Consider the following 22224-nt stretch of genomic DNA (forward strand, 5'->3'; position numbering starts at 1 on the left):
CAGGCGCACGGGCCGATTCGGAGAATTTGCGAACAGACGGAGCCACCGAGTGCTATAGGCGGCTCCGTCCGTGAACGGTCCGCGACCGCTCGATGACCTGACTTGCCAGGTTCTGCCGGGAGTTGCCCCCCGGCAGACGCGGCCTCACGCCTCCGCGGTGGTCTTCCGGGTGTGCAACTGCCGGGCCACTTCCGCGATCGAGCCCGACAGCGACGGGTACACGGTGAACGCGTTCGCGATCTGCTCGACCGTCAGGTTGTTGTCGACCGCGACCGAGATCGGGTGGATCAGCTCGCTCGCCCGCGGCGCGACGACGCAGCCGCCGACGACGATGCCGGTGCCCGGACGGCAGAAGATCTTCACGAAGCCGTCCCGGATGCCCTGCATCTTCGCGCGCGGGTTGCGCAGCAGCGGCAGCTTCACGACGCGGGCGTCGATCTTCCCGGCGTCGACGTCGGCCTGCGTGTACCCGACGGTGGCGATCTCGGGGTCGGTGAAGACGTTCGAGGAGACCGTCTTCAGGTCCAGCGGCGCGACCGTCTCGCCGAGGAAGTGGTACATCGCGATCCGGCCCTGCTGGGCGGCGACCGAGGCGAGGGCGAAGACGCCGGTCACGTCGCCGGCCGCGTACACGCCGGGCGCGGACGTGCGGGACACCTTGTCGGTCCAGATGTGACCGGAGTCCCTGAGGCGGACGCCCGCCTCCTCCAGGCCCATGCCGGCCGTGTTGGGGATGGCGCCGACCGCCATCAGGCAGTGCGTGCCGGAGATGACGCGGCCGTCCGCGAGGGTGACCTCGACGCGGTCGCCGACGCGCTTCGCGGACTGGGCGCGGGAGCGGGCCATGACGTTCATGCCGCGGCGGCGGAACACGTCCTCCAGGACGGCCGCCGCGTCCGGGTCCTCGCCCGGCAGGACGCGGTCGCGGGAGGAGACGAGCGTGACGCGCGAGCCGAGCGCCTGGTACGCGCCGGCGAACTCGGCGCCGGTCACGCCGGAGCCGACCACGATGAGCTCCTCGGGCAGCTCGTCGAGGTCGTACACCTGCGTCCAGTTGAGGATGCGCTCGCCGTCGGGCTGGGCGTCGGGGATCTCGCGGGGGTGGCCGCCGGTCGCGATGAGCACGGCGTCGGCGGTGAGGGTCTCCTCCGTGCCGTCCGCGGCGGTGACGACGACGCGGCGGGAGCCGTCGAGGTCCTGCGCCCCGTCGAGGCGGCCGCGGCCGCGCATCACGCGGGCGCCGGCGCGGGTGACGGAGGCGGTGATGTCGTGCGACTGGGCGAGCGCGAGGCGCTTCACCCGGCGGTTCACCTTGCCGAGGTCGACGCCGACGACGCGGGCGGCCTGCTCCTTGTGCGGGGTGTCGTCGGCGACGATGATGCCCAGCTCCTCGTACGAGGAGTCGAAGGTCGTCATGACCTCGGCCGTCGCGATGAGTGTCTTCGAAGGGACGCAGTCCGTCAGGACGGACGCTCCGCCGAGGCCGTCGCAGTCGACGACGGTCACCTCCGCGCCGAGCTGGGCGCCCACCAGGGCCGCCTCGTATCCGCCGGGTCCGCCACCGATGATCACGATCCGGGTCACTGGGGTCACGCCTCGCGCTCTCGTCACGGCGACCCCGCGGACGGGTGGGCCCAGGGGTCGGGGTTGTCCTCATGGGATGGGAGTACGTACGTCATTGTCCCGCACTGTTCGATCCAGCGTCATTCTCCCGCACCCCGCCGCCGGTCTCGGCCCGGGGCCCCCGGACCCGGCGCGCGGGGCCCCGGAGCCCCGGTCGCGTGCCCGGGTGAGGGGGCGTGGGAGGGGGGGCCTCCCGTACCCTCGGTCTCATGTCGCTCTACGCCGCGTACGCCGGCAACCTCGACGCGCGGCTGATGACCCGCCGCGCCCCGCACTCCCCGCTGCGCGGCACGGGCTGGCTGAACGGCTGGAGGTTGACCTTCGGCGGGGAGCAGATGGGCTGGGAGGGGGCGCTCGCCACGATCGTGGAGGCCCCGCGCTCGCAGGTCTTCGTCGCCCTGTACGACGTCGCCCCCATGGACGAGGACTCGATGGACCGCTGGGAGGGCGTCGGCCTCGACATCTACCGCCGCATGCGGGTCCGCGTGCACACCCTGGACGGCGAGGAGCCCGCCTGGGTGTACGTCCTCAACGGGTACGAGGGCGGCCTCCCCTCCGCCCGCTACCTGGGCGAGATCGCCGACGCCGCCGAGTCCGCGGGCGCCCCCCACGACTACGTGATGGAACTGCGCAAACGCCCCTGCTGACCGCGTACCGGCCGGTTCGTCGAAAGCGACAAGACAACGATACGAACACCGTGGGCCCTGTCATCTACGCGCGTAGGCCCGGACGGGTTACCCTCGTCCGCGTGAACGCATCTGTTATCCCGGACCACCGCCAGGACGACCCCCACGCCGCCGCCCAGGACGCCGCCGCGCGCCTGCGCGAGCTGACGGGTGCCGAGAACCACGACGTCGCCCTCGTGATGGGCTCCGGCTGGGCCCCGGCCGCCGACGCGCTCGGCGCACCGGAGGCCGAGTTCCCGGTCACCGAGCTGCCGGGCTTCCCCCCGCCGGTCGTCGAGGGGCACGGCGGCAGGATCCGCTCGTACCGCGTGGGCGAGAAGCGCGCCCTGGTCTTCCTCGGCCGTACGCACTTCTACGAGGGCCGCGGCGTCGCCGCCGTCGCCCACGGCGTGCGCACCGCCGTCGCGGCGGGCTGCCGGACCGTCGTCCTCACCAACGGCTGCGGCGGCCTGCGCGAGGGCATGCGCCCCGGCCAGCCGGTCCTGATCAGCGACCACATCAACCTGACGGCCGCCTCCCCCATCGAGGGCGCGAACTTCGTCGACCTGACCGACCTGTACTCGCCGCGGCTGCGCGCCATGTGCAAGGAGGTGGACCCGTCCCTGGAGGAGGGCGTCTACGTCCAGTTCCCCGGCCCGCACTACGAGACCCCGGCCGAGATCAACATGGTCCGCGTGCTCGGCGGCGACCTGGTCGGCATGTCCACGGTCCTGGAGGCCATCGCGGCGCGCGAGGCCGGCGCGGAGGTCCTCGGCATCTCCCTCGTCACCAATCTGGCCGCGGGCCTTTCGGGTGAGCCGCTGAACCACGAGGAGGTCCTCCAGGCGGGCCGCGACTCGGCCGCGCGGATGGGCGAGCTGCTCACGCGCGTGCTGGAGCGCATCTGAGACCGGTCCGCGCGGCCGGGCCGTCCCCCGCGTAGGGGCGGCGCGGCCGCGCGGAGTGGGGCCGGCGCCCGGCGGGCACCCGGTACCGGACCCCCACCCCGATCACGCGACGCGTACGACACCACCGCGTACGGCGGGACCGTGCACGCCGGGACCGCGTACGACGACACCAGAGAGGCAGACCCCGTGCAGCAGAACCCGCCGCAGGAGCAGCAGGACCTCATCGCGCAGGCGGAGGCGTGGCTGGCCGAGGACCCCGACGAGGAGACCCGCGACGAGCTGGCGCGGCTCGTCGCCGACCGGGACCTCGCCGAGCTCGCCGCCCGCTTCGCCGGCACGCTGCAGTTCGGCACGGCCGGGCTGCGCGGCGAGCTGGGCGCGGGGCCCATGCGGATGAACCGCGCGGTCGTCATCCGCGCCGCGGCGGGCCTCGCCGCGTACCTGAGGGCGAAGGGGCGGGGCGACGGCCTGGTCGTGATCGGGTACGACGCCCGCCACAAGTCGGCCGACTTCGCCCGCGACACGGCCGCCGTGATGGTCGCCGCGGGGCTGCGGGCGGCGCTGCTGCCGCGTCCGCTGCCGACGCCCGTCCTGGCGTACGCCATAAGGCACCTGGGCGCGGTCGCGGGCGTCGAGGTGACCGCGAGCCACAACCCGCCCCGCGACAACGGCTACAAGGTGTACCTGGGCGACGGGTCGCAGATCGTGCCGCCGGCGGACGCGGAGATCGCCGCGGAGATCCTCGCGGTGCGGTCGCTGGCGGACGTGGCGCGCGCGGAGGACGGCTGGGAGGTCCTCGGCGACGAGGTGCTGGACGCGTACCTGGCCCGTACGGACAAGGTGCTGACGCCGGGCGCGCCGCGCACGGCGCGGGTCGTGTACACGGCGATGCACGGCGTCGGCAAGGACGTGCTGCTGGCGGCGTTCGCGCGGGCGGGCTTCCCCGCGCCGGTGCTGGTCGAGGAGCAGGCGGAGCCGGACCCGGAGTTCCCGACGGTCGCGTTCCCGAACCCGGAGGAGCCGGGCGCGATGGACCTGGCCTTCGCGAAGGCGCGGGAGGCGGGCCCGGACCTCGTCATCGCCAACGACCCGGACGCGGACCGCTGCGCGGTGGCCGTGCCGGACGCGGCGGCCGACGGCGGGTGGCGGATGCTGCGCGGCGACGAGGTGGGCGCGCTGCTCGCGGAGCACCTGGTGCGCCGGGGCGCGAAGGGCGTGTTCGCCGAGTCGATCGTGTCGTCGTCGCTGCTGGGGCGGATCGCGGCGGCGGCGGGCGTGGGGCACGCGGAGACGCTGACCGGCTTCAAGTGGATCGCCCGCGTCGAGGGCCTGCGGTACGGCTACGAGGAGGCGCTCGGCTACTGCGTCGACCCGGAGGGCGTCCGCGACAAGGACGGCATCACGGCGGCGCTGGCGGTCGCGGAGCTGGCGTCGGAGCTGAAGGAGCAGGGCCGCACGCTGTCGGACCTGCTGGACGACCTGGCCGTCGAGCACGGCCTGCACGCGACGGACCAGCTGTCGGTCCGCGTCCAGGACCTGGGCGTGATCACCGACGCGATGCGCCGCCTGCGGGAGGTGCCGCCGTCGGAGCTGGCGGGCCTGACGGTGGCGCGCGCGGAGGACCTGGCGCGGGGCGCCGGGGACCTGCCGCCCACGGACGGCCTGCGGTACTACCTGGAGGGCGAGTACGGGGCGCGGATCATCGTCCGCCCGAGCGGCACGGAGCCCAAGCTGAAGTGCTACCTGGAGGTCATCGTCCCGGTCGCCGGCGCCGGGGAGCTGGCCGACGCCCGCACCCGGGCGGCCCGGACGCTGGACGCCCTGAAGCGCGACCTGGCGGCGGCCGCGGGCATCTGAGCCGTACGGAGCGAAAGGGGGGCCGGAAGGAGCCTGCGCGGGCTCCTCCCGGCCCCCCTTCGCGTGCAGTCGCGTGGCCGCGCTCAGCCCGTGGCCAGCAGGACCACCAGGGCGACCAGGCCCAGCAGGGCGGGGGCGATGACCTCGTACGCCCAGCGGATCTCGGGCTCGCCCTTCGCGGTGGGGCGGACGGCGTTCTGCTCGGCGAGCGTCCGCAGCTCGTGGATGGTGCTCTCGGCGCCGACCAGGACCTTGCCGCCGCTGCGCGCGTTGAGCTTCCGCTGCCGCATCGAGACGGGCACGGCCCACAGCTGGTACTTCGCGCCGCCGCGCGTCACGAGCTCGGTCGAGTACGTGGCCCGCAGCGACTCCACCGCCGCCCAGGGCACGACGACGGTGCGGAACGGGTTGCGGATCCGCATCCGGTCGTCGTTGGCGAACACGGCGGGGCGGAGGGTGAACGCCACCACCAGCGGCACCCCCAGCAGCAGCGCGGCCGCCGCCGTCCAGGGCGTACGGCCGCCACCGCGGAACAGGGCGTCGCCGCCCATCCACAGGCCGATGCCGAGCAGCAGCGCACCGCCCACCATGGCCGGTGCCGACCGGTAGGAGCGGTCGGCGTAGGCGGGCTCGGACGTCTTCCCGGACTCTCCGGGCTGCTCAGGGCTTGTCATGGGGCCGATTCTGCCCCACCCCCTCCCCGCACCGGTGCGCGGTCGCCTCGAACCGGCCCGGTGAGCCGGCCGCCGCCGGTTTCACGTCAAAGCCGGGAGGGCGATCCCTCGCCGCACGCCACACAAAACAGGATAAAGGCACCGACAAAAACGAGTCCGAGGGAATAAATCAAGCCGCCGGAATGTAAAATCCTGATTTCGGTATTGATGAGACTGGACGGCTGCGCCTAAGTTTTTCTATGGGCCGGAAAACCCGGCCTTCTTCCTGTAGAGAGGGCAAGGTGATTCTCATGTCCATCACCATCAAGCCGGTCGAGAAGCCCGCGATGAGCAAGATCGCTGGTGCCGTTCTCTGTGGCTGACGACCATCAGTGACGAAGGGGAGGCACACCCGTGTGCCTCCCCTTCGTTGTTTGACGAAAGGATCGCCGCATGCTCAAGCGTGACCTGGAATTCCGCCCGCGTCTCAGGCATTGCACCTTCTTCGTCCCCAGCAGCGGGGACGACGTGCTCATGATCGTCGGTGACCAGCACTTCCAGCTGGAGCAGCACGGTGCACAGCTCAAGGACTTCCTGAACCTCAAGCGCTACCTGGACGGCCGCCACACGATCCAGCAGATCTCGGAGATCACGCACGTCACCCCGGAAGACGTGCTCGGGATAGTCAACGCATTTGCGGAGCAGGGACTGCTGCGCGAGGAGAATTCCGAACTCGAGAACATCCCCGTCGATGTCTTCCTGAAGCAGATCGACAAGTCCACGGCCATGTGGACCGAGCAGATCGGCTATCACCGCCTGTGGTCCGGTCTCGAAAACCAGGAGTACCGCAAGGAGGTCTTCCTGGGACTCGTCCTGGAAACGTACCACTACATAAACTCGGCGAGCCGCCACATCTCCACGGCCATCGCCCACTGCTCGGACCCTCAGTGGAAGAGGCTGCTCTCGGAGTATCTCGCCGAGGAATACGATCATGCCTGGATGGCCCGGGACAGCCTCATCCGCATGGGCCTGACCAAGGAAGAGGTGGAGAACGCCCACCCCATCATCGGCACCTGGTCGTGGACCAACAACCTCTGCGAGATCGCGCGGGAGGACACCCTCGGGTACCTGGCGTGCACGAAGCTCTTCGAGGCCCGTGGCACGGAGACCGTCGAGGGTGCCGAGACCCTGCAGCGGCTGGCCGAGGCCTACGGCTATCCGAAGGACTGCCTCGAACCGCTGGTCTCCCACGTCAGGACGGACGTCGAGGCGAACCACACCGGCCTGCTGGAGGAGGCTCTGGAGGGACGCAAGTACATCCCCGCGGAGCAGGCGCACCGCGCGGTCAACAACCTGCACGACCTCAAGCACTCGTTCGACCAGTACAACGACGGGATCATCCTGTACTACTCGGACGTGTCCAACTACATCCCCCGTCTGAAGGTCGACTACTTCAGCCTGTGACGACAGAACCGCTCCCGAAGTCCCGCCCGCCGTCCGCCGCTCCGGCAGGTCGCTTCGCCCGCCTCTGGGCCGCGTACACGGTCAATGTCGCCGGGGACGAGTTCTACGTCCTCGCCGTGCCGTTGATCGTCTACCAGGTGGGCGGGACCGCCTCGGCCATGAGCCTCGTCTACGCCTGTGCCCTGCTCCCGCAGGTCTTCACGGGCGTCTGGGGAGGCGTGCTGGCCGACCGCCAGGACCGTGTCAGGCTGCTCCGGCTGTGTCACCTGTGCTCGGCGCTGGCGCTGCTGCTGGCCTACGCGGTGTTCTCCGCCACGCACGTCAGCGTCGGGGGGCTGGCCGTGATCGCGGTCCTGCTGGGCCTCATGGCTCCGGTGGCCGCGGCGAGCTTCGACAGCGCCCTGCCCCACTTCGTCCCCCACCACGCGCTGCCCCGCGCGAACGCCGCCACCGAGGCGTCGCGAACGGCCTGCGTCGTACTGGGTCCCGCGGCGGCGGGTTTCGCCGTCAGCCGTCTCGCCCCCGAGCAGGCCGTACTGATCAACAGCGTCTCCTTCGTCGTGGCCTACCTGCTGCTCCACCGCATCACTTCACCGGCGCGCCCCGTGGAGCCCGCCCGCGGGGGCCTGGCGAGCCAGTGGCGTGACCTGGCCACCGGGATGCGGTACCTCGTCACCGGCGACACCGCCGTCCGCGTCGGCGTCCTCACGAGCACCGTGGTCAACTTCGTGTTCGGCGCGTACGAGCCCATGGTGGTCTACCGCATGCAGCACGACCTCGGCCTGGGAGCGGACACCGTGGGGCTCGTGTTCGCGGCGTCCGGGGTGACGTCCGTCGCCATCGCGCTCCTGCTGTCCTGGAGGGCGCCCTCCCGCGGTTACCTCGTGGTCATGGGGCTGTCGGTGGCCCTGCAGGGTGCGGCCGTGGCCGGCCTGGGGGTCCTCACCTCGCTGGGCGCCGTCGTCATCGCGCAGATCGCCTTCGCCACCGGCACGGTGCTCTACACCGTGTACTGGCGTGCCATGCGCCAGACGGTCGTTCCCGGAGAACTGCTGGGACGCGTGGCCGGGACCTGCCGGTCCATCGCCTACGGGGGAGCGTTCCTCGGCAGCGCCGTCTCGGCTGTGGTCCTCGGCAGGTTCCTCGGTGTCGACACGGCACTGCTGTTCGCCGGTCTCGCCTCCACGGCCTTGGGTGCCATCGTCGCCGTGTGCGGCCGGACGGGAACGGCCCCCGGCCAGTCCGGAAGGGACGCCCCATGACGGTGGTGAGCGCACCCCTGCTCGTCGCGGGAGCCGCCGCCACGGCCTTCGGTAGGCTGGCGGCCGTCCGGTTCCGACACCGGCGGGAGGCGGGGGTTCTCTCGTGACACTGCTGCTCGGCGCCGCCGAACTGCGCCGGCTGCTCACGCCGCAGGCCGGTGTCCGGGCGTTGCGCCGGGGCTTCGTCGCCGCCCTCGCCGCGCCGGCGCCCCCGCGACGCGTCCACCAGGACCTGCCGGCGTCGCCGGGGAGCATCGCCGTACTGCTGCCGGGGCTGCTGGCGGGCATCCCCGCCTACACGGTCAAGGTGAACGCGAAGTTCCCCGGCGCCGACCCGGCGATCTCCGGCATCGTCTGCCTCCACGACCTGGGGACGGGGCGGTTGCTCGCGCTGCTGGACTCCGCCTTCGTGACCGCGTGGCGGACCGGGCTGTCGGCGGCTCTGGCCACCGACCTGCTCAGCGCGGCCGGAACGCGCACCGTGGGGATCATCGGCGCCGGGGCCCAGGCGGACATGACGCTGCGCGGGCTGACCCGGCTGCGCACGGTGGAGCGAGCCTTCATCCACGACGTCGACGACCGGCGGGCTCACCGGATGGCCGAGACCTGGCAGCGAGCCGGGCTCGAATGCCGGGTCGTCGGCAGCGCGCGCGAGGTCGCCCGCGACTGCGGCAGCATCGTCGTCGCGACCTGGTCCCGCCGCCCGCTGCTGCACCTTCCTGATGTCCGTCCGGGTTCACACATCACCTCGCTGGGAGCGGACGAACCGGGCAAGACCGAGCTCGACGTCCAGCTGCTGCGGCACGCCCGGGTCATCGTGGACGACCTCGACCTGGCCGTGACGTCCGGCGCGCTGGGCAGTGCGGGCCTGCGGCGCGGGGATGCCGCAGCCGTCCTGGGCCGGATCGTCGAGGGGACGGTCCCGGCGAGGACCGATGCCGAGCAGGTGACGGTCTACACCCCGGTCGGATTGCCCTGGCAGGATCTCGCGCTCTCCTGGGCGGCCTACCGGACGGCGCTCAGGGACGGGGTCGGCGTCGACTTCCCCTTCCATCCGCGACCGGAGGGCGAGGACGAGACATGAGTACGACGGTGACCGGCCACCAGGCGGGCCCTCTCGCGGACATGCGGCTGGTCGACGTGGCGCCTTCGGCGGTTCCTCCGCTCGCCCTGTACCAGAGCCCGTGGACGATCGCGCCGGCGATCGCCTTCGCGTTCCGCGGTGCCGGGACCTACGTCATCGACGACATCGACAACGCGGGGGTCGCCCGTGGGGAGGAGGATCTGCGGGAGTTCCGCGTCATCCGCAAGGAGGTGCTGAGCAAGAAGGGCTGGACCAACTGCCGGCCGCTGGCCGCCTTCTGCCCGGACGGGCTGCTCTTCGCGAACCTCGCGCGCGCCGACTACACGGCGCTGGACCGCCGGGTGCCACTCGCCGTGCTGGCCCGGCACCGCTCCACGACCGTCGAGCGGCTCGTCCGCGAGACCTCCCGCAAGCACGGCATGTGGAGTCTGGCTGGCCCCGACCGGGCGATCACCGCCGTCCCCATGCGGATCGCCGCGCCCGGGCTCCGCGACATCATCGCCAAGCACGAGGAAGCCGTCCTGCGTACCCTGGCCCGCCCCCGGGATCACGAGCCGGCGCTGCGCAGGCTCCGCCACCTCATGCCGGAACCGCGCCCGGAAGGCAGTCTGCTGGACTACTTCCGGCAGTGCCTGCGTCGCAGCCTGGAGCTCGTGGGCGGCAACGCCCCCGTCCTGTCCGCGGCACGCGACCTGATATCACCCGGCGGAGGCCGGTTGCTGCCGCGCTTCCTCCAGTGCGACCCCGGGACCATCGACGTCTACAACGCGGCAGCGGCGCTCCAGGGCAGCAGACGCGTCGACGCCGACCACCCGCTCCCCTACTACACGGTCGGACTCGCCGACGGCGTGCGCACCGACCTGACCCGTGCGGGACGACCGGCTCAGGACCAGGTCGTCGCCCCCAAGATCCTCGCTCTGGAGGGGGCCGCCGGGATGGCCCTGCCGAAGACGACAGCGACCCGGAGCACGATCCTGGCCCGCGAGTACGCCTACCGCGGCCTCGCGAGCGGCTCCAGCCAGGTGTTCTTCGACACCGACTGGCTGGAGTCCCTCGGCCCCTGCCGGACGGAAGTACGCGTGGACGACCTCTTCCAGCCGCTGGTCGGCGGCCGACGGACACTGCCGCTCGGTGAACTCGCGGCCGAACTCCTCCACCACGACGGAGCCGACGAAACCGCCCCCGAGGACCTCACCCGGTTGTGGACGCGCTGGGCGCTCCGCGAAACCCTGACGGACCTGCGGACGTGGCACTATCCGGTACTCACCTACGCCGTCGCCGGAGACGCCTGGCTGGAGCGGCTCACTCTGCGCTCCTACACGAAGTACCGCACCATCCCCCCGACGCGTTCGTCCCCTTCCGGAAACGAACAGGAGCGGTGACCCCCGGCCACTGAACGCGCAAGGCGCGGGAGCTCGCCGCCGCGTGGCCGCGCGGCACCGACGTGCCGCGGGAGGCGGCGCACGACGCGCTCCGGCTCGTCGCCGAACCCACCGCCGACGCGGCCCTGCGCGGAAGGGTGCCGGGGCGCGACCTCCTGCCCGCCCCGCGCCTCACCGACGCCGGCCGGACCCTGCGGCGTCGAGGTGACCGGCACCCGCGCCGAGCGGGTGCCCGCGTGCCCCCGAAGCCCTCTCCGGCCGGCAGCGAGAGCGGGCGCGGCCCGCTGATCGTCGACGCCCTGGCCGACCGGTGGGGTGTCACGGAGGGGCCGGTGCCGCGCGGGACGGTACGGACCGAGCTGGTCCTCGTGCCGCGGCCGGGGCCGGGGCCGGCGCACACCGGGAACCGCCCGTAGGGAGCACGTGCCGGGGCGGGGCCGGGGCCGTCCGTACGGCCCGGTGACCGGGGAGGAGCGGACGGCCCCGGGCCGGGTCGGCCGCTCGGCCCGGTCCCGGGAACCGGCTTCGCCGAACGCCTCACTCAGCCCCCGGACCCCGTGCTCGGCACGGAGACCTCGGGTGCCCGTCCGAGGAGGGTGACCGGCAGGGCGCCGAGCGCCAGCGCGCCGCCCAGCCACAGCACCGCGTGGGGGCCGGAGGCGTTCACCGCGAGGCCGCCCGCGAAGGCGCCCAGCGCGATGGCCCCGTTGAACACGCCCACGAACAGCGAGGTCACGCCCTCCCGGGCCTCCGGGGCGGCCAGCGCCAGCCAGGTCTGGGCGCTCACCGACACGCCGCCGTAGGCCAGGCCCCACACCAGCAGCAGGACCGCGGCGCCCGCCACGGACACCCCGAGCAGCGGGATCAGCAGCACCGAGGCGGCCAGCGCCAGGCCGATCGCCAGCACGGTGCCGCGCACCGACCGGCCCAGCCGGGCGCCGGCGACGAAGTTGCCCGCGATGCCGGCCACGCCGTACACCAGCAGCAGCGTGCCGATCATCGAGGCCCGGACGCCGGAGACCTCCTCCAGGACCGGACGGACGTAGGTGTACGCGGCGAAGTGGCCGGTCACCAGCAGGGCCACCACCGCGAGCCCGGTGGCCACCCGGGCGTCGCCGAACAGCCGCACCACGCCACCCAGTGCGACCGCCCGCTCGGCGGGAAGCGGCGGCAGCAGTACGGCCAGGGCCGCCGCCACCAGCAGGGCCAGCCCCGCGGCGGCGAGGAAGGAGCCGCGCCAGCCGGCCAGTTCACCGAGGTACGCGCCGGCCGGCACCCCCACCACCGAGGCGACGGCGACGCCACTGAAGACCACGGAGGTGGCCGGCCCGACGGACCCGGCCGGGACCAGCCGCGCCCCCAGCCCGCCCGCGAGCGACCAGACGCCGCCCATGCCGACGCCGACGAGCACCCGGGCCGCCGTCATGACCGCGAAGTCGGGCGACCAGGCGGCCAGCGCGTTGGCCGCCGCCAGCAGCACCATCAGGGAGCAGAGCACCACGCGCCGGTCGGTCCGGCCCACCGCCGCGGTGACCAGCGGCGCGGAGAGGGCGCCGACCAGGCCGGTGACGGTGAGCGTCAACCCGGCCGTGCCCCCGCTCACGCCCAGGGAGCCGCTGATCGGGGTGAGCAGGCCCACCGGCAGCATCTCCGACGTGACGACGGTGAAGGTCCCGGCCGCCACCGCCGCCACCGCGGGCCATCCGCCCCCCGCGGGCACGCTCGCGGGCGGGAGGGGCGGGGCGGGCCGATCGGACGGGGCGGACAGGGCGGACGGGTCGTCGATTTTCGCCATGGCCCCAGCCAACTTCCGGGCCGGAGGCGGAACAAGAACGAAGTCCTCATGCTTCCATGAGCGGGGCTAATGGAACGACGGCGTGGAGCGTGGACCGCACGGGGCCGCCCGTACGGGCCGCAGGGAGGTGCGTGACCGTGACCGGCGCCGGACCGGGAGCGACCACCGGGGAGCGGATGCCGGTGGGGACGGTGGAGATCCGCGAACTGGAGTGCTTCCTGGTCCTCGCGGAGGAGCTGCACTTCGGGCGGACCGGGGAGCGGATGTACGTCTCCCAGGGCCGGGTCAGCCAGCTGATCCGAGCGCTGGAGCGGCGCGTCGGCGCCCGCCTGGTGGACCGCACCAGCCGGCGGGTGCGGCTGACCCCCTTCGGTGAGGACTTCCTGGGCGCGCTCCGCCCCGCGTACGCCGCCCTGCGCGCCACCGTCGAGGACGCCCGCGCGGCGGCCCTCGGCGACGGCGGCCCGCTGCGCATCGGCTTCCAGGGCGTGGCGGGGTACGGGTTCATGGAGGTGGTCGGGGAGTTCGAGGACCGGCACCCCGGCTGCGCGACCCGGATCACCGAGCTGCCGCTCTCCGACCCCTTCGGCGCGCTGCACCGGGACGAGGTGGACACCGCCGCGGTGCTGCTGCCGGTGCGGGAGCCCGGCCTGGTGCTCGGGCCCGTCTTCTCCCGCCAGCCGCAGTGCCTGGCGGTCTCCCGCCGGCACCCCTTCGCGGAGCGGTCCCTGCTGGACGTGGAGGAGCTGGCGGGTTCGCCGCTCGTCGGGGTGGCCGCCCCGGCGCCGGAGTACTGGCGGGAGGCGCAGGCGCCCGCCCGCACCCCGTCCGGCGCCCCGATCCCGCGCGGACCGCTCGTCGGCACCCTCCAGGAGGGCCTGTCCCTGGTGGCGGCCAACCGGGGGGCGCTGCTGCTCTGCCGCCCGACCAGCGAGTACCACTCCCGGCGGGACGTCGTGTACGTACCGGTGACCGGCCTGCCCGAGTCGGCGCTCGGCCTGGTCTGGCACGCGGGCCGGGAGAACGCCCGGGTGCGCGCCTTCGCCGACGCGGTGGCCGCGGGCCTCTCCCGGCTGGCCCTCTAGCGCCCGGGCCTCTCCCGGCTCGCCCTCCGGCGCCCGGGCCCCTCTCGGCTCGCCCTCCGGCGCCCGGGCCGCCCGCGGCGGGGCGCCCGCGCGCCCCGGGGCCGCGGTGGCGGTCAGCCGAGGGTCCGGTACGCGTCCCCGACCCCCACGCGTGCCGTGTACGCGGCCAGGCCCTCCGCGCTCTCCCCCGCCCAGCCCACGTAGCCGTCCGGGCGGATCAGGAACACCCCCGTGCCGTACGTCCGCGCCAGGTCCGCGCCGGCGGTCAGCAGGGTCCAGTGCGGCCCCCGGAACGCGTCGAACAGCCGCACCCCGCCCATCGTCGCGTCCGGGGCGCGGTCGCCCGCCCTCACCGGGCCCGGGGTCCGGCGGGTCTCCTCGGTGAGGGACGAGGTGCGGTAGCCGAGGCCGAGTTGGCGGGTCGCCCCGCCTCGGCGGGTCTCGCCGCGGTGCACGCTCGTCGACAGGCGGAGCACGTCGGCGGCGACGGGGCGCCGCTCCTCCTCGTAGGTGTCGAGGAGCGAGGCGGGCGCGCCGTCCCGCAGGACCGCGCCCAGCTTCCAGCCCAGGTTGTAGGCGTCCTGCACGCTGGTGTTGAGGCCCTGGCCGCCGGCGGGTGGGTGGATGTGCGCCGCGTCGCCGACGAGGAGGACCCGGCCCTCGCGGAAGCGGTCCGCCAGGGCCGCGCGCGGGCGGAAGTCCGAAGCCCAGCGCACGTCGGTCACGTCCTCGCGGCGGAGGTGCGAGCGGGCGGCGACGAGGTCGCGTACGCCGTCGGGGGACGGGTCCACCGCGGTGCCCTCCGGGAACCGCGCCACGAGCTGGAAGTCCTCCGTGCCCGCGAGCGGGCAGAGCGCCATGAGCAGGTCACCGCCCTCGCCGCCCCCGCCACCCGGGAAGAAGTGCCAGTTGTCGCGGTCCAGGCCGGTGAGGCGGACGTCCGCCACCAGCGCGGGGAGGGGGTCGACCGCCTCGCCGGTCATCCCGACGCCCAGCGCCCGGCGCACCGTCGAGCGGCCCCCGTCGGCGGCGACCGCGTACCGGGCCCGCACGTCCGCGCCGTCGGCGAAGCGCACGGTCACCCCGTCCGCGTCCGGTACGAGACCGACCGCCTCCCGGCGGAAGGCGACCCGCCCGCCCAGCTCCTCCAGCCGCGCCAGCAGGATCTCCTGGGTGCGCCACTGCGGCACCATCCAGGGTTCGCCGTACGGGACGCCCTCGGTCTCCTCCGGCGGGTCGGACATCCGGTGCTCGCCCACGCGCCGCCCGTCCCGCCAGATCATCCCGACCGGGTAGGTGCCGCCGGCCTCACGGATCGCGTCCAGGACGCCGAGGTCGTCGAAGACCTCCATGGTGCGCGGCTGGAGCCCCTTGCCGCGCGAGCCGGGGAACAGGCCGTCGGCCCGCTCGACGACGAGCGCGTCCACCCCGCGCCGGGCGAGGTCGATGCCGAGGGCCAGCCCGCTCGGGCCCGCGCCCACCACCAGTACGTCCACCTGTGCCGCCATGCCCCACGCTCCTTAACGCCGTTAAGTACGGTCAGGTGCGACGATGCCCTTAACGGCGTTAAGCTGTCAAGCGTGAACGCGAGAAACCGTCCGCCCCTCGACCGCAAGCGGGTCGCGGACGCGGCCCTGAAGCTCCTCAACGAGACGGGCCTGGAGGGCCTGACGCTGAGCGCCATCGGCCGCGAGCTGGGCGTCAAGGCACCCGCCCTGTACTGGCACTTCAAGGACAAGCAGGCGCTGCTCGACGAGATGGCCACGGAGATGTACCGCCGCATGGTCGCCCAGATCCCCCTCCGCCCCACGGACACCTGGCGGGAGCGGCTGCGCGCGTACGGCCACGGCCTGCGCGGGGCGCTGCGCGGCTACCGCGACGGCGCGAGGGTCTTCAGCGGCTCGCGCTTCACGGGCGTCGAGCACGCCGAGCAGATGGAGGAGAACCTGCGCCTCCTCACGGCCGCCGGCCTCACCCTCCCCCAGGCGGTCCGCGCGACCACGACGACGTACCTGTACACGGTCGGCTTCGTCATCGAGGAGCAGGGCGTCGAGCCGCTGCCCGGCGAGCGGCGCGAGGGGTACGACGTCGGGGAACGCGCCCGGATGATGGCCGACTTCCCGCTGGCCGCCGCCGCGGGCGCCGAGATCTTCGCGGACTACGACCGGCACTTCGAGGAGGGGCTGGAACTCGTGCTCGCCGGCATCGCGACGCGCTACGGCGTCGACTGACCGGCGTCGACCGCCTGACGTCGACCGACCGGCGTCGACCGCCCGGGGCCGGGGACGGGCGGCCGGATCCGGAGCGGGAGACCGGGCCCGAGGCGGGGTCCGCGCCACCCGGCCCCGACGTGCCCGCCGCCGGGAGGGAACACCACCGGAACCGCCGCAGCGCCCCACCCGCCGCGACCACGACCGCGAGCGACGGGGGGGCGTCGAGCGGCGGAGGGCGGCGGTCACCGCCTCCCGGACCCCGCGCTTCCGCGAGGGCCCGGGGGACGGGCCGGCCGTCCGGCGCCGCTCAGGGGCCGGTCAGGACCACGAGCCGCTGGGTCGCCCTGGTCATCGCCACGTAGCGGTCGACCGCCCCCGCCACGCCCCCGCCGAACCGCTCCGGGTCCACGAGGACGACCAGGTCGAACTCCAGGCCCTTCGACAGCTCCGGGGTCAGCGACCGGACCCGGGGCCTCTCCCGGAAGGCGGGGGCGCCGATGACGCAGGCGACACCGTCCGCGTGCGCGTCGAGCCAGGCGTCGAGGACCGCGTCCAGGTCCGCCGCGGACCCGTGCGCGACCGGGACGCCGCTGCTGCGGACGGACGTCGGCACGTTGGCGTCCGGGATCGCGGCCCGGATGACCGGCTCGGCCTCCGCCATGATCTCCTCCGGGGTCCGGTAGTTGACGCTCAGCGACGCCACCTCGACCCGGTCCAGCCCGACCCGCCGCAGCCGTTCCCGCCACGACTCGGTGAACCCGTGCCGGGCCTGGGCGCGGTCCCCGACGACGGTGAAGCTCCGGGACGGGCAGCGCAGCAGCAGCATCTGCCACTCCGCGTCGGTCAGTTCCTGCGCCTCGTCCACGACGACGTGCGCGAACGGCCCGGCGAGGGGGTCCACCGCGGTGTCGGGCAGCGCGGACTCGTCCACCAGGCTGTCCCGCAGGTCCTGCCCGTGCAGCATCGTCACCGCGCCCTCGCCGTCGTCGTCGGCCGCGAGCACGGTGTCGATGACGCCGGCCATGCGCTCGCGTTCGGCGGCGACCGCGGCCGCGCGACGGCGCTTGACCAGGGCGCCCTTCGGGTCGCCGAGCCGCTGCCGCGCCGCGTCCAGGAGCGGCAGGTCCGACACCGTCCACGCCTGGGCGTCCTCGCGCCGGAGCCTGCGCACCTCGTCGGGGCTCAGCCAGGGGGCGCACATCCGCAGGTACGCCGGTACCGACCACAGGTCCCCCACGAGGTCGGCCGCCTCGATCAGCGGCCACGCCGCGCCGAGCGCCCCGGTCAGCTCCCCGTCCCGGCGCAGCGCCCTGCGGAACAGCGCGGCCGGTACGTCGCCGCCGAGCCGGTCGAGCAGGATCGTGACCAGTTCCTCCCAGATCAGCTCCCGCGCCTCGTTGTGCGGCGTGCCGGGCTCCGCCGCCTCGAACGCCTCCGCCCAGTCGTCGGCGCTCAGCCGCACCTCGCCCCAGGGGGTCGTGACCGTCATCCCCTCGGTGGGCGGCGCCTCGTAGAACCGGACGGCCTTCTCGATCGCCCTCACCATGTCCGCGGACGCCTTCAGGCGGGCCGCCTCCGGGTCGGCCTCGACCCCCGCCGTCGCCCCCTCGGCGACGAGGTCGCGCAGGGTGCAGGTCCGCACGCCCTCCTCCCCGAGGCTGGGCAGGACGTCGGCGACGTACGCCAGGTACGGCTGGTGCGGGCCGACGAAGAGCACGCCGCCCCGGCGGTGCCCCAGGCGGGGGTCGGAGTAGAGGAGGTAGGCCGAGCGGTGCAGGGCGACGACGGTCTTGCCCGTGCCCGGGCCGCCGTCCACGACCAGGGCCCCGCGCGACCCCGCCCGGATGACGGCGTCCTGGTCGGCCTGGATGGTGGCGAGCACGTCCCGCATCCGCGCCGACCGGTCGGCCCCCAGGCTGGCGATGAAGGCGGACTGGTCGTCCAGCGCGGCGTTGCCCTCCAGGCCGTCGGCGGTGAACACCTCGTCCCAGTAGTCGCCGACCCGGCCGCGGGTCCAGCGGTAGCGGCGGCGGCTCGCCAGGCCCATCGGGTGGGCGTGGGTCGCCGCGAAGAACGGCTCGGCCGCCGGGGAGCGCCAGTCCACCAGCAGCCGGCGGCCCTCGCTGTCCGTGAGGCCGAGCCGCCCGACGTACACGGGCTCGGGGTCGTCCGCGCCGACCATGTGCCCGAGGCACAGGTCGAGGCCGAAGCGGCGCAGGGCGCGCAGGCGGCCGGTCAGCCGGTGGATCTCGATGTCCCGCTCCATCGCCTCCCGGCCGACGCCGCCGGGTGCCCTGCGTTCGGCGTCGAGGCGGTCGGACAGTTCGGCGATCGTCTCCTCCAGGCACCGCACGATCGCCGCGAAGTGCTCCTCGTCGCGGGCGATCAGCGCCGGGTCGGCCTTGTGGGCGAGGCGGTCGGGGAGGTCGAACGCGCTGGTGGCCAGGGGGTCCGCGGCGACGCCTCCGATCCGGCGCCGCGCGTCCGCGCCCTCACCCGCACCACGAGCCCCACCATGGACAAAAGCGCTCATATTTAGTGAATCTCGCAATCATGCAGGTTCCGGCATCGGCCTGTGATTGTGCTGCACGACCGGGGCCTTGCCGCAAGTCCCCCGGTGCGCTATAGGTTGAGAGTGGCGAGGAGCACGGGCTCCCGCCTTTTCTGTTGTCCGGCCCCGGGAAGGCCGCCCCGCCGGGACCCCGGGAGGGCCGCCCCGCCAGGCGGCCCGGCCGGGCCGCCGCCCGTCCGGCGCACCAGGGCCCCCACCCGGCGCGTACGGCGTGGCGCAGCTCACCCGCCCCGCGCTCACCTGCGACTTCCGCCTCTCGGATGCGCCCGCTCCCCGCCCGGGGCTGTACAGGCCGCTACGCGCGTAGATATGCTCCCCTGGTGACCATGCCCACCAATGCACTTGCTGACGTGACCGCGTCCGACAGCACACTGCGCCGCTTCCTCCACGGGCTGCCCGGTGTGGATGCCGTCGGCCTCGAGGCGCGCGCCGCCTCCCTCGGTACGCGCTCGATCAAGACCACGGCCAAGGCGTACGCCATCGACCTGGCCATCTCGATGATCGACCTGACGACGCTCGAAGGCGCGGACACCCCGGGCAAGGTCCGGGGGCTCGCCGCCAAGGCCGTCCGTCCCGACCCCACCGACCGGACCACGCCGCACACGGCCGCCGTCTGCGTCTACCCCGACATGGTGGCGACCGCCAAGGCCGCCCTCGCCGCCGCGGGCGCGACGGACGTGAAGGTCGCCTCCGTCGCCACCGCCTTCCCCGCCGGCCGCGCCGCGCTCGACGTGAAGCTCGCGGACACCCGTGACGCCGTCGCCGCCGGGGCGGACGAGATCGACATGGTGATCGACCGGGGCGCCTTCCTCGCCGGGCACTACATGAAGGTCTACGAGGAGATCCGCGCCGTGAAGGAGGCCTCCGGCCCCGCCCGGCTGAAGGTCATCTTCGAGACCGGTGAGCTGTCCACGTACGACAACATCCGCCGCGCCTCCTGGCTCGGCATGCTCGCGGGCGCGGACTTCATCAAGACCTCGACCGGCAAGGTCGCGGTCAACGCCACCCCCGCCAACACGCTCCTGATGCTGGAGGCCGTGCGCGACTTCCGCGCCCAGACGGGTGTCCAGGTGGGCGTGAAGCCCGCGGGCGGCATCCGCACCACCAAGGACGCGATCAAGTTCCTGGTCCTGGTCAACGAGACCGCGGGCGAGGACTGGCTGGACGACCACTGGTTCCGCTTCGGCGCGTCGAGCCTGCTGAACGACCTGCTCATGCAGCGACAGAAGCTGGCCACCGGACGGTACTCCGGTCCCGACTACGTGACGGTGGACTGATCACCATGGCATCTGCATTCGAGTACGCACCCGCCCCCGAGTCCCGCTCGGTCGTCGACATCGCCCCGTCGTACGGCCTGTTCATCGACGGCGAGTTCACCGACGCCGCGGACGGCAAGGTCTTCAAGACGGTCTCCCCCTCCTCCGAGGAGGTCCTCTCCGAGGTCGCGCAGGCCGGCGCCGAGGACGTGGACCGGGCCGTGAGGGCCGCCCGCAAGGCGTTCGCCAAGTGGTCGGCGCTGCCCGGCTCCGAGCGCGCCAAGTACCTGTTCCGCATCGCGCGGATCATCCAGGAGCGCTCCCGCGAGCTGGCCGTCCTGGAGACCCTGGACAACGGCAAGCCGATCAAGGAGACCCGCGACCACGACCTCCCCCTGGTCGCCGGGCACTTCTTCTACTACGCGGGCTGGGCCGACAAGCTCGGCCACGCGGGCTTCGGCCCCGACCCGAAGCCGCTGGGCGTGGCCGGCCAGGTCATCCCCTGGAACTTCCCGCTGCTGATGCTGGCCTGGAAGATCGCCCCGGCGCTCGCCGCGGGCAACACGGTCGTCCTCAAGCCGGCCGAGACGACCCCGCTGTCGGCGCTGTTCTTCGCGGACGTGTGCCGTCAGGCGGGCCTGCCCAGGGGCGTCGTCAACATCCTCCCCGGGTACGGGGACGCCGGCGCCGCGCTGGTCGAGCACCCGGACGTCGACAAGGTGGCCTTCACCGGCTCCACCGCCGTCGGCAAGGCCATCGCGCGCCAGGTCGCGGGCACCCGCAAGAAGCTCACGCTGGAGCTGGGCGGCAAGGGCGCCAACATCGTCTTCGACGACGCCCCGATCGACCAGGCCGTCGAGGGCATCATCACGGGCATCTTCTTCAACCAGGGCCAGGTCTGCTGCGCGGGCTCCCGCCTCCTGGTGCAGGAGTCGGTGCAGGACGAGTTCCTGGACGCCCTGAAGCGCCGCCTGTCGACGCTGCGCCTCGGTGACCCGCTGGACAAGAACACGGACATCGGCGCGATCAACTCGGCCGAGCAGCTGGCCCGCATCAAGGCGCTCGCGGAGACCGGCGAGGCGGAGGGCGCCGAGCGCTGGTCGCCCGCCTGCGAGCTGCCGTCGACGGGCTACTGGTTCGCGCCGACGCTGTTCACGGGCGTCACGCAGGCGCACACCGTCGCCCGGGACGAGATCTTCGGCCCGGTCCTGTCGGTGCTGACGTTCCGCACGCCGGCCGAGGCCGTCGCCAAGGCGAACAACAGCCAGTACGGCCTGTCGGCGGGCATCTGGTCGGAGAAGGGCTCCCGCATCCTCGCGGTCGCCGACAAGCTCCGCGCGGGTGTCGTCTGGGCCAACACGTTCAACAAGCTGGACCCGACGTCGCCGTTCGGCGGCTACAAGGAGTCGGGCTTCGGCCGCGAGGGCGGCCGGCACGGTCTGGAGGCGTACCTCGATGTCTGATGATCACAACCGCCTGAGCGTCTTCAAGACCTACAAGCTGTACGTCGGGGGCAAGTTCCCCCGCAGCGAGAGCGGCCGGGTGTACGAAGTGACGGACAGCAGGGACAAGTGGCTGGCCAACGCGCCGCTCTCCTCCCGCAAGGACGCGCGTGACGCGGTCGTCGCCGCGCGCAAGGCGTTCGGCGGCTGGTCCGGCGCCACGGCGTACCTGCGCGGCCAGATCCTGTACCGGGTCGCGGAGATGATGGAGGGCCGCAGGGGCCAGTTCGTCCGCGAGGTGGCGGACGCGGAGGGCCTGTCGAAGTCGAAGGCCGTCGAGGTCGTCGAGGCCGCCGTGGACCGCTGGGTCTGGTACGCGGGCTGGACGGACAAGGTGAGCCAGGTCCTCGGCGGCGCCAACCCGGTGTCGGGGCCGTTCTTCAACCTGTCCACGCCGGAGCCGACCGGTGTCGTCGCCGTCGTCGCCCCGCAGGAGTCGTCGCTGCTGGGCCTCGTGTCGGTGCTCGCCCCGGTGATCGCGACGGGCAACACGGCGGTCGTCGTGGCCAGCGAGAAGGCCCCGCTGCCCGCCCTGTCCCTCGCCGAGGTGCTGGCCACGTCGGACGTTCCGGGCGGGGTCGTGAACATCCTGTCGGGCCGTACGGCGGAGATCGCCACGCCGCTCGCCGCGCACCAGGACGTCAACGCCCTCGACCTGACGGGCGCGGGCCCCGAGCTCGCCCGCGACCTGGAGGTCGCGGCGGCCGACAACCTCAAGCGCGTCGTGCGTCCCCAGGGCGCGGACGGCGTCGACTGGTCCGCCGACCCGGGTACGGGCCGCCTCACGGCGTTCCTGGAGACCAAGACGGTCTGGCACCCGACCGGCTCCCTGGGCGTGTCCGGCTCGGCGTACTGAGCGACGCCGGCCCCGGCTCCGCCCCGGCGCGCAGCGGCCCCGCCTCC

At 73.6% G+C, this 22224-nt stretch carries 18 protein-coding genes; 13 read left to right on the forward strand and 5 right to left on the reverse strand.

The genetic code is table 11. From position 1 onward, the window contains the following. Nucleotides 1–144: 144 nt before the first annotated feature. Nucleotides 145–1584 (reverse strand): NAD(P)H-quinone dehydrogenase, encoded by a 1440-nt coding sequence (locus tag IE106_RS02260; RefSeq protein WP_189529951.1) that lies wholly within the window; start codon nucleotides 1582–1584, stop codon nucleotides 145–147. Nucleotides 1585–1832: 248 nt separating this feature from the next. On the opposite strand from IE106_RS02260, the gene IE106_RS02265 reads away from it, so the two are divergent. From IE106_RS02265 to IE106_RS02275, 3 genes are all read left to right on the forward strand, one after another. Continuing rightward, on the forward strand, nucleotides 1833–2270 hold the full coding sequence (locus IE106_RS02265) for a gamma-glutamylcyclotransferase family protein (RefSeq protein ID WP_023586845.1): 438 nt from the start codon (nucleotides 1833–1835) through the stop codon (nucleotides 2268–2270). Between the two features lie 101 nt (nucleotides 2271–2371). Next, nucleotides 2372–3196, forward strand: coding sequence for a purine-nucleoside phosphorylase (locus IE106_RS02270; protein ID WP_189529517.1), 825 nt, complete (start codon nucleotides 2372–2374; stop codon nucleotides 3194–3196). A gap of 186 nt (nucleotides 3197–3382) precedes the next feature. Continuing rightward, nucleotides 3383–5053, forward strand: coding sequence for a phospho-sugar mutase (locus IE106_RS02275; RefSeq protein ID WP_189529518.1), 1671 nt, complete (start codon nucleotides 3383–3385; stop codon nucleotides 5051–5053). An 83-nt stretch (nucleotides 5054–5136) separates the two neighbouring features. On the opposite strand, the gene IE106_RS02280 is transcribed toward IE106_RS02275, so the two are convergent. After that, nucleotides 5137–5727 (reverse strand): PH domain-containing protein, encoded by a 591-nt coding sequence (locus tag IE106_RS02280; RefSeq protein ID WP_189529519.1) that lies wholly within the window; start codon nucleotides 5725–5727, stop codon nucleotides 5137–5139. Nucleotides 5728–6159: 432 nt separating this feature from the next. On the opposite strand from IE106_RS02280, the gene IE106_RS02285 reads away from it, so the two are divergent. From IE106_RS02285 to IE106_RS02305, 5 genes are all read left to right on the forward strand, one after another. After that, complete coding sequence (locus IE106_RS02285) at nucleotides 6160–7170, forward strand: iron-containing redox enzyme family protein (RefSeq protein ID WP_189529520.1); 1011 nt, start codon at nucleotides 6160–6162, stop codon at nucleotides 7168–7170. Beyond that, a complete protein-coding gene (locus IE106_RS02290; RefSeq protein WP_189529521.1) occupies nucleotides 7167–8432 on the forward strand; it encodes an MFS transporter in 1266 nt (421 codons plus the stop codon). The genes IE106_RS02285 and IE106_RS02290 overlap by 4 nt, the downstream gene beginning before the upstream one ends. A 103-nt stretch (nucleotides 8433–8535) precedes the next feature. Then, entirely contained in the window at nucleotides 8536–9516 is a 981-nt protein-coding gene (locus IE106_RS02295) for an ornithine cyclodeaminase family protein (RefSeq protein WP_189529522.1), read from the forward strand. After that, complete coding sequence (locus tag IE106_RS02300) at nucleotides 9513–10898, forward strand: hypothetical protein (protein WP_189529523.1); 1386 nt, start codon at nucleotides 9513–9515, stop codon at nucleotides 10896–10898. Before IE106_RS02295 ends, IE106_RS02300 begins: the two co-directional genes overlap by 4 nt. 62 nt (nucleotides 10899–10960) lie before the next feature. Further along, nucleotides 10961–11314, forward strand: a complete 354-nt coding sequence (locus IE106_RS02305; RefSeq protein WP_189529524.1) for an ATP-binding protein — start codon at nucleotides 10961–10963, stop codon at nucleotides 11312–11314. Between the two features lie 125 nt (nucleotides 11315–11439). Here the strand turns inward: IE106_RS02305 and IE106_RS02310 are convergent, their stop codons facing one another. Then, on the reverse strand, nucleotides 11440–12591 hold the full coding sequence (locus IE106_RS02310; RefSeq protein ID WP_229839991.1) for an MFS transporter: 1152 nt from the start codon (nucleotides 12589–12591) through the stop codon (nucleotides 11440–11442). Nucleotides 12592–12875: 284 nt separating this feature from the next. Between IE106_RS02310 and IE106_RS02315 the strand changes: the two genes are divergently transcribed. Continuing rightward, nucleotides 12876–13778, forward strand: coding sequence for a LysR family transcriptional regulator (locus IE106_RS02315; RefSeq protein ID WP_189529952.1), 903 nt, complete (start codon nucleotides 12876–12878; stop codon nucleotides 13776–13778). Between the two features lie 113 nt (nucleotides 13779–13891). On the opposite strand, the gene IE106_RS02320 is transcribed toward IE106_RS02315, so the two are convergent. Further along, nucleotides 13892–15286: an FAD-dependent monooxygenase gene (locus IE106_RS02320; RefSeq protein WP_189529526.1), complete on the reverse strand. Its 1395-nt coding sequence runs from the start codon at nucleotides 15284–15286 to the stop codon at nucleotides 13892–13894. 72 nt (nucleotides 15287–15358) lie between these two features. Here IE106_RS02320 and IE106_RS02325 point away from each other — a divergent pair, with 72 nt between their 5' ends. After that, nucleotides 15359–16009 (forward strand): TetR/AcrR family transcriptional regulator, encoded by a 651-nt coding sequence (locus tag IE106_RS02325; RefSeq protein ID WP_189529527.1) that lies wholly within the window; start codon nucleotides 15359–15361, stop codon nucleotides 16007–16009. Nucleotides 16010–16298: 289 nt separating this feature from the next. On the opposite strand, the gene helR is transcribed toward IE106_RS02325, so the two are convergent. Beyond that, nucleotides 16299–18524 (reverse strand): RNA polymerase recycling motor ATPase HelR, encoded by a 2226-nt coding sequence (gene helR, locus IE106_RS02330; protein WP_229839942.1) that lies wholly within the window; start codon nucleotides 18522–18524, stop codon nucleotides 16299–16301. A gap of 365 nt (nucleotides 18525–18889) precedes the next feature. Here helR and deoC point away from each other — a divergent pair, with 365 nt between their 5' ends. From deoC to IE106_RS02345, 3 genes are read left to right on the forward strand one after another with little or no spacing between them, the layout of a single operon-like run. After that, nucleotides 18890–19840 (forward strand): deoxyribose-phosphate aldolase, encoded by a 951-nt coding sequence (deoC, locus tag IE106_RS02335; RefSeq protein ID WP_189529956.1) that lies wholly within the window; start codon nucleotides 18890–18892, stop codon nucleotides 19838–19840. Nucleotides 19841–19845: 5 nt separating this feature from the next. Continuing rightward, nucleotides 19846–21282: an aldehyde dehydrogenase family protein gene (locus tag IE106_RS02340; protein ID WP_189529528.1), complete on the forward strand. Its 1437-nt coding sequence runs from the start codon at nucleotides 19846–19848 to the stop codon at nucleotides 21280–21282. Then, nucleotides 21275–22177 carry an aldehyde dehydrogenase family protein gene (locus IE106_RS02345; RefSeq protein WP_189529529.1) on the forward strand — a complete coding sequence of 301 codons (903 nt, stop codon included), beginning with the start codon at nucleotides 21275–21277 and terminating at the stop codon, nucleotides 22175–22177. The genes IE106_RS02340 and IE106_RS02345 overlap by 8 nt, the downstream gene beginning before the upstream one ends. Nucleotides 22178–22224 lie beyond the last annotated feature (47 nt).

The organism is Streptomyces roseolilacinus (assembly GCF_014649335.1).
Classification (GTDB): domain Bacteria; phylum Actinomycetota; class Actinomycetes; order Streptomycetales; family Streptomycetaceae; genus Streptomyces; species Streptomyces roseolilacinus.

What these genes read in the sequence shown, in the direction of transcription:
- IE106_RS02265 (WP_023586845.1), top strand. Translation starts at nt 1,833, where the DNA reads ATGTCGCTCTACGCCGCGTACGCCGGCAACCTCGACGCGCGGCTGATG.
- IE106_RS02280 (WP_189529519.1), bottom strand. Translation starts at nt 5,727, where the DNA reads ATGACAAGCCCTGAGCAGCCCGGAGAGTCCGGGAAGACGTCCGAGCCC.
- IE106_RS02285 (WP_189529520.1), top strand. Translation starts at nt 6,160, where the DNA reads ATGCTCAAGCGTGACCTGGAATTCCGCCCGCGTCTCAGGCATTGCACC.
- IE106_RS02300 (WP_189529523.1), top strand. Translation starts at nt 9,513, where the DNA reads ATGAGTACGACGGTGACCGGCCACCAGGCGGGCCCTCTCGCGGACATG.
- IE106_RS02320 (WP_189529526.1), bottom strand. Translation starts at nt 15,286, where the DNA reads ATGGCGGCACAGGTGGACGTACTGGTGGTGGGCGCGGGCCCGAGCGGG.
- helR (WP_229839942.1), bottom strand. Translation starts at nt 18,524, where the DNA reads ATGAGCGCTTTTGTCCATGGTGGGGCTCGTGGTGCGGGTGAGGGCGCG.
- deoC (WP_189529956.1), top strand. Translation starts at nt 18,890, where the DNA reads ATGCCCACCAATGCACTTGCTGACGTGACCGCGTCCGACAGCACACTG.
- IE106_RS02340 (WP_189529528.1), top strand. Translation starts at nt 19,846, where the DNA reads ATGGCATCTGCATTCGAGTACGCACCCGCCCCCGAGTCCCGCTCGGTC.
- IE106_RS02345 (WP_189529529.1), top strand. Translation starts at nt 21,275, where the DNA reads ATGTCTGATGATCACAACCGCCTGAGCGTCTTCAAGACCTACAAGCTG.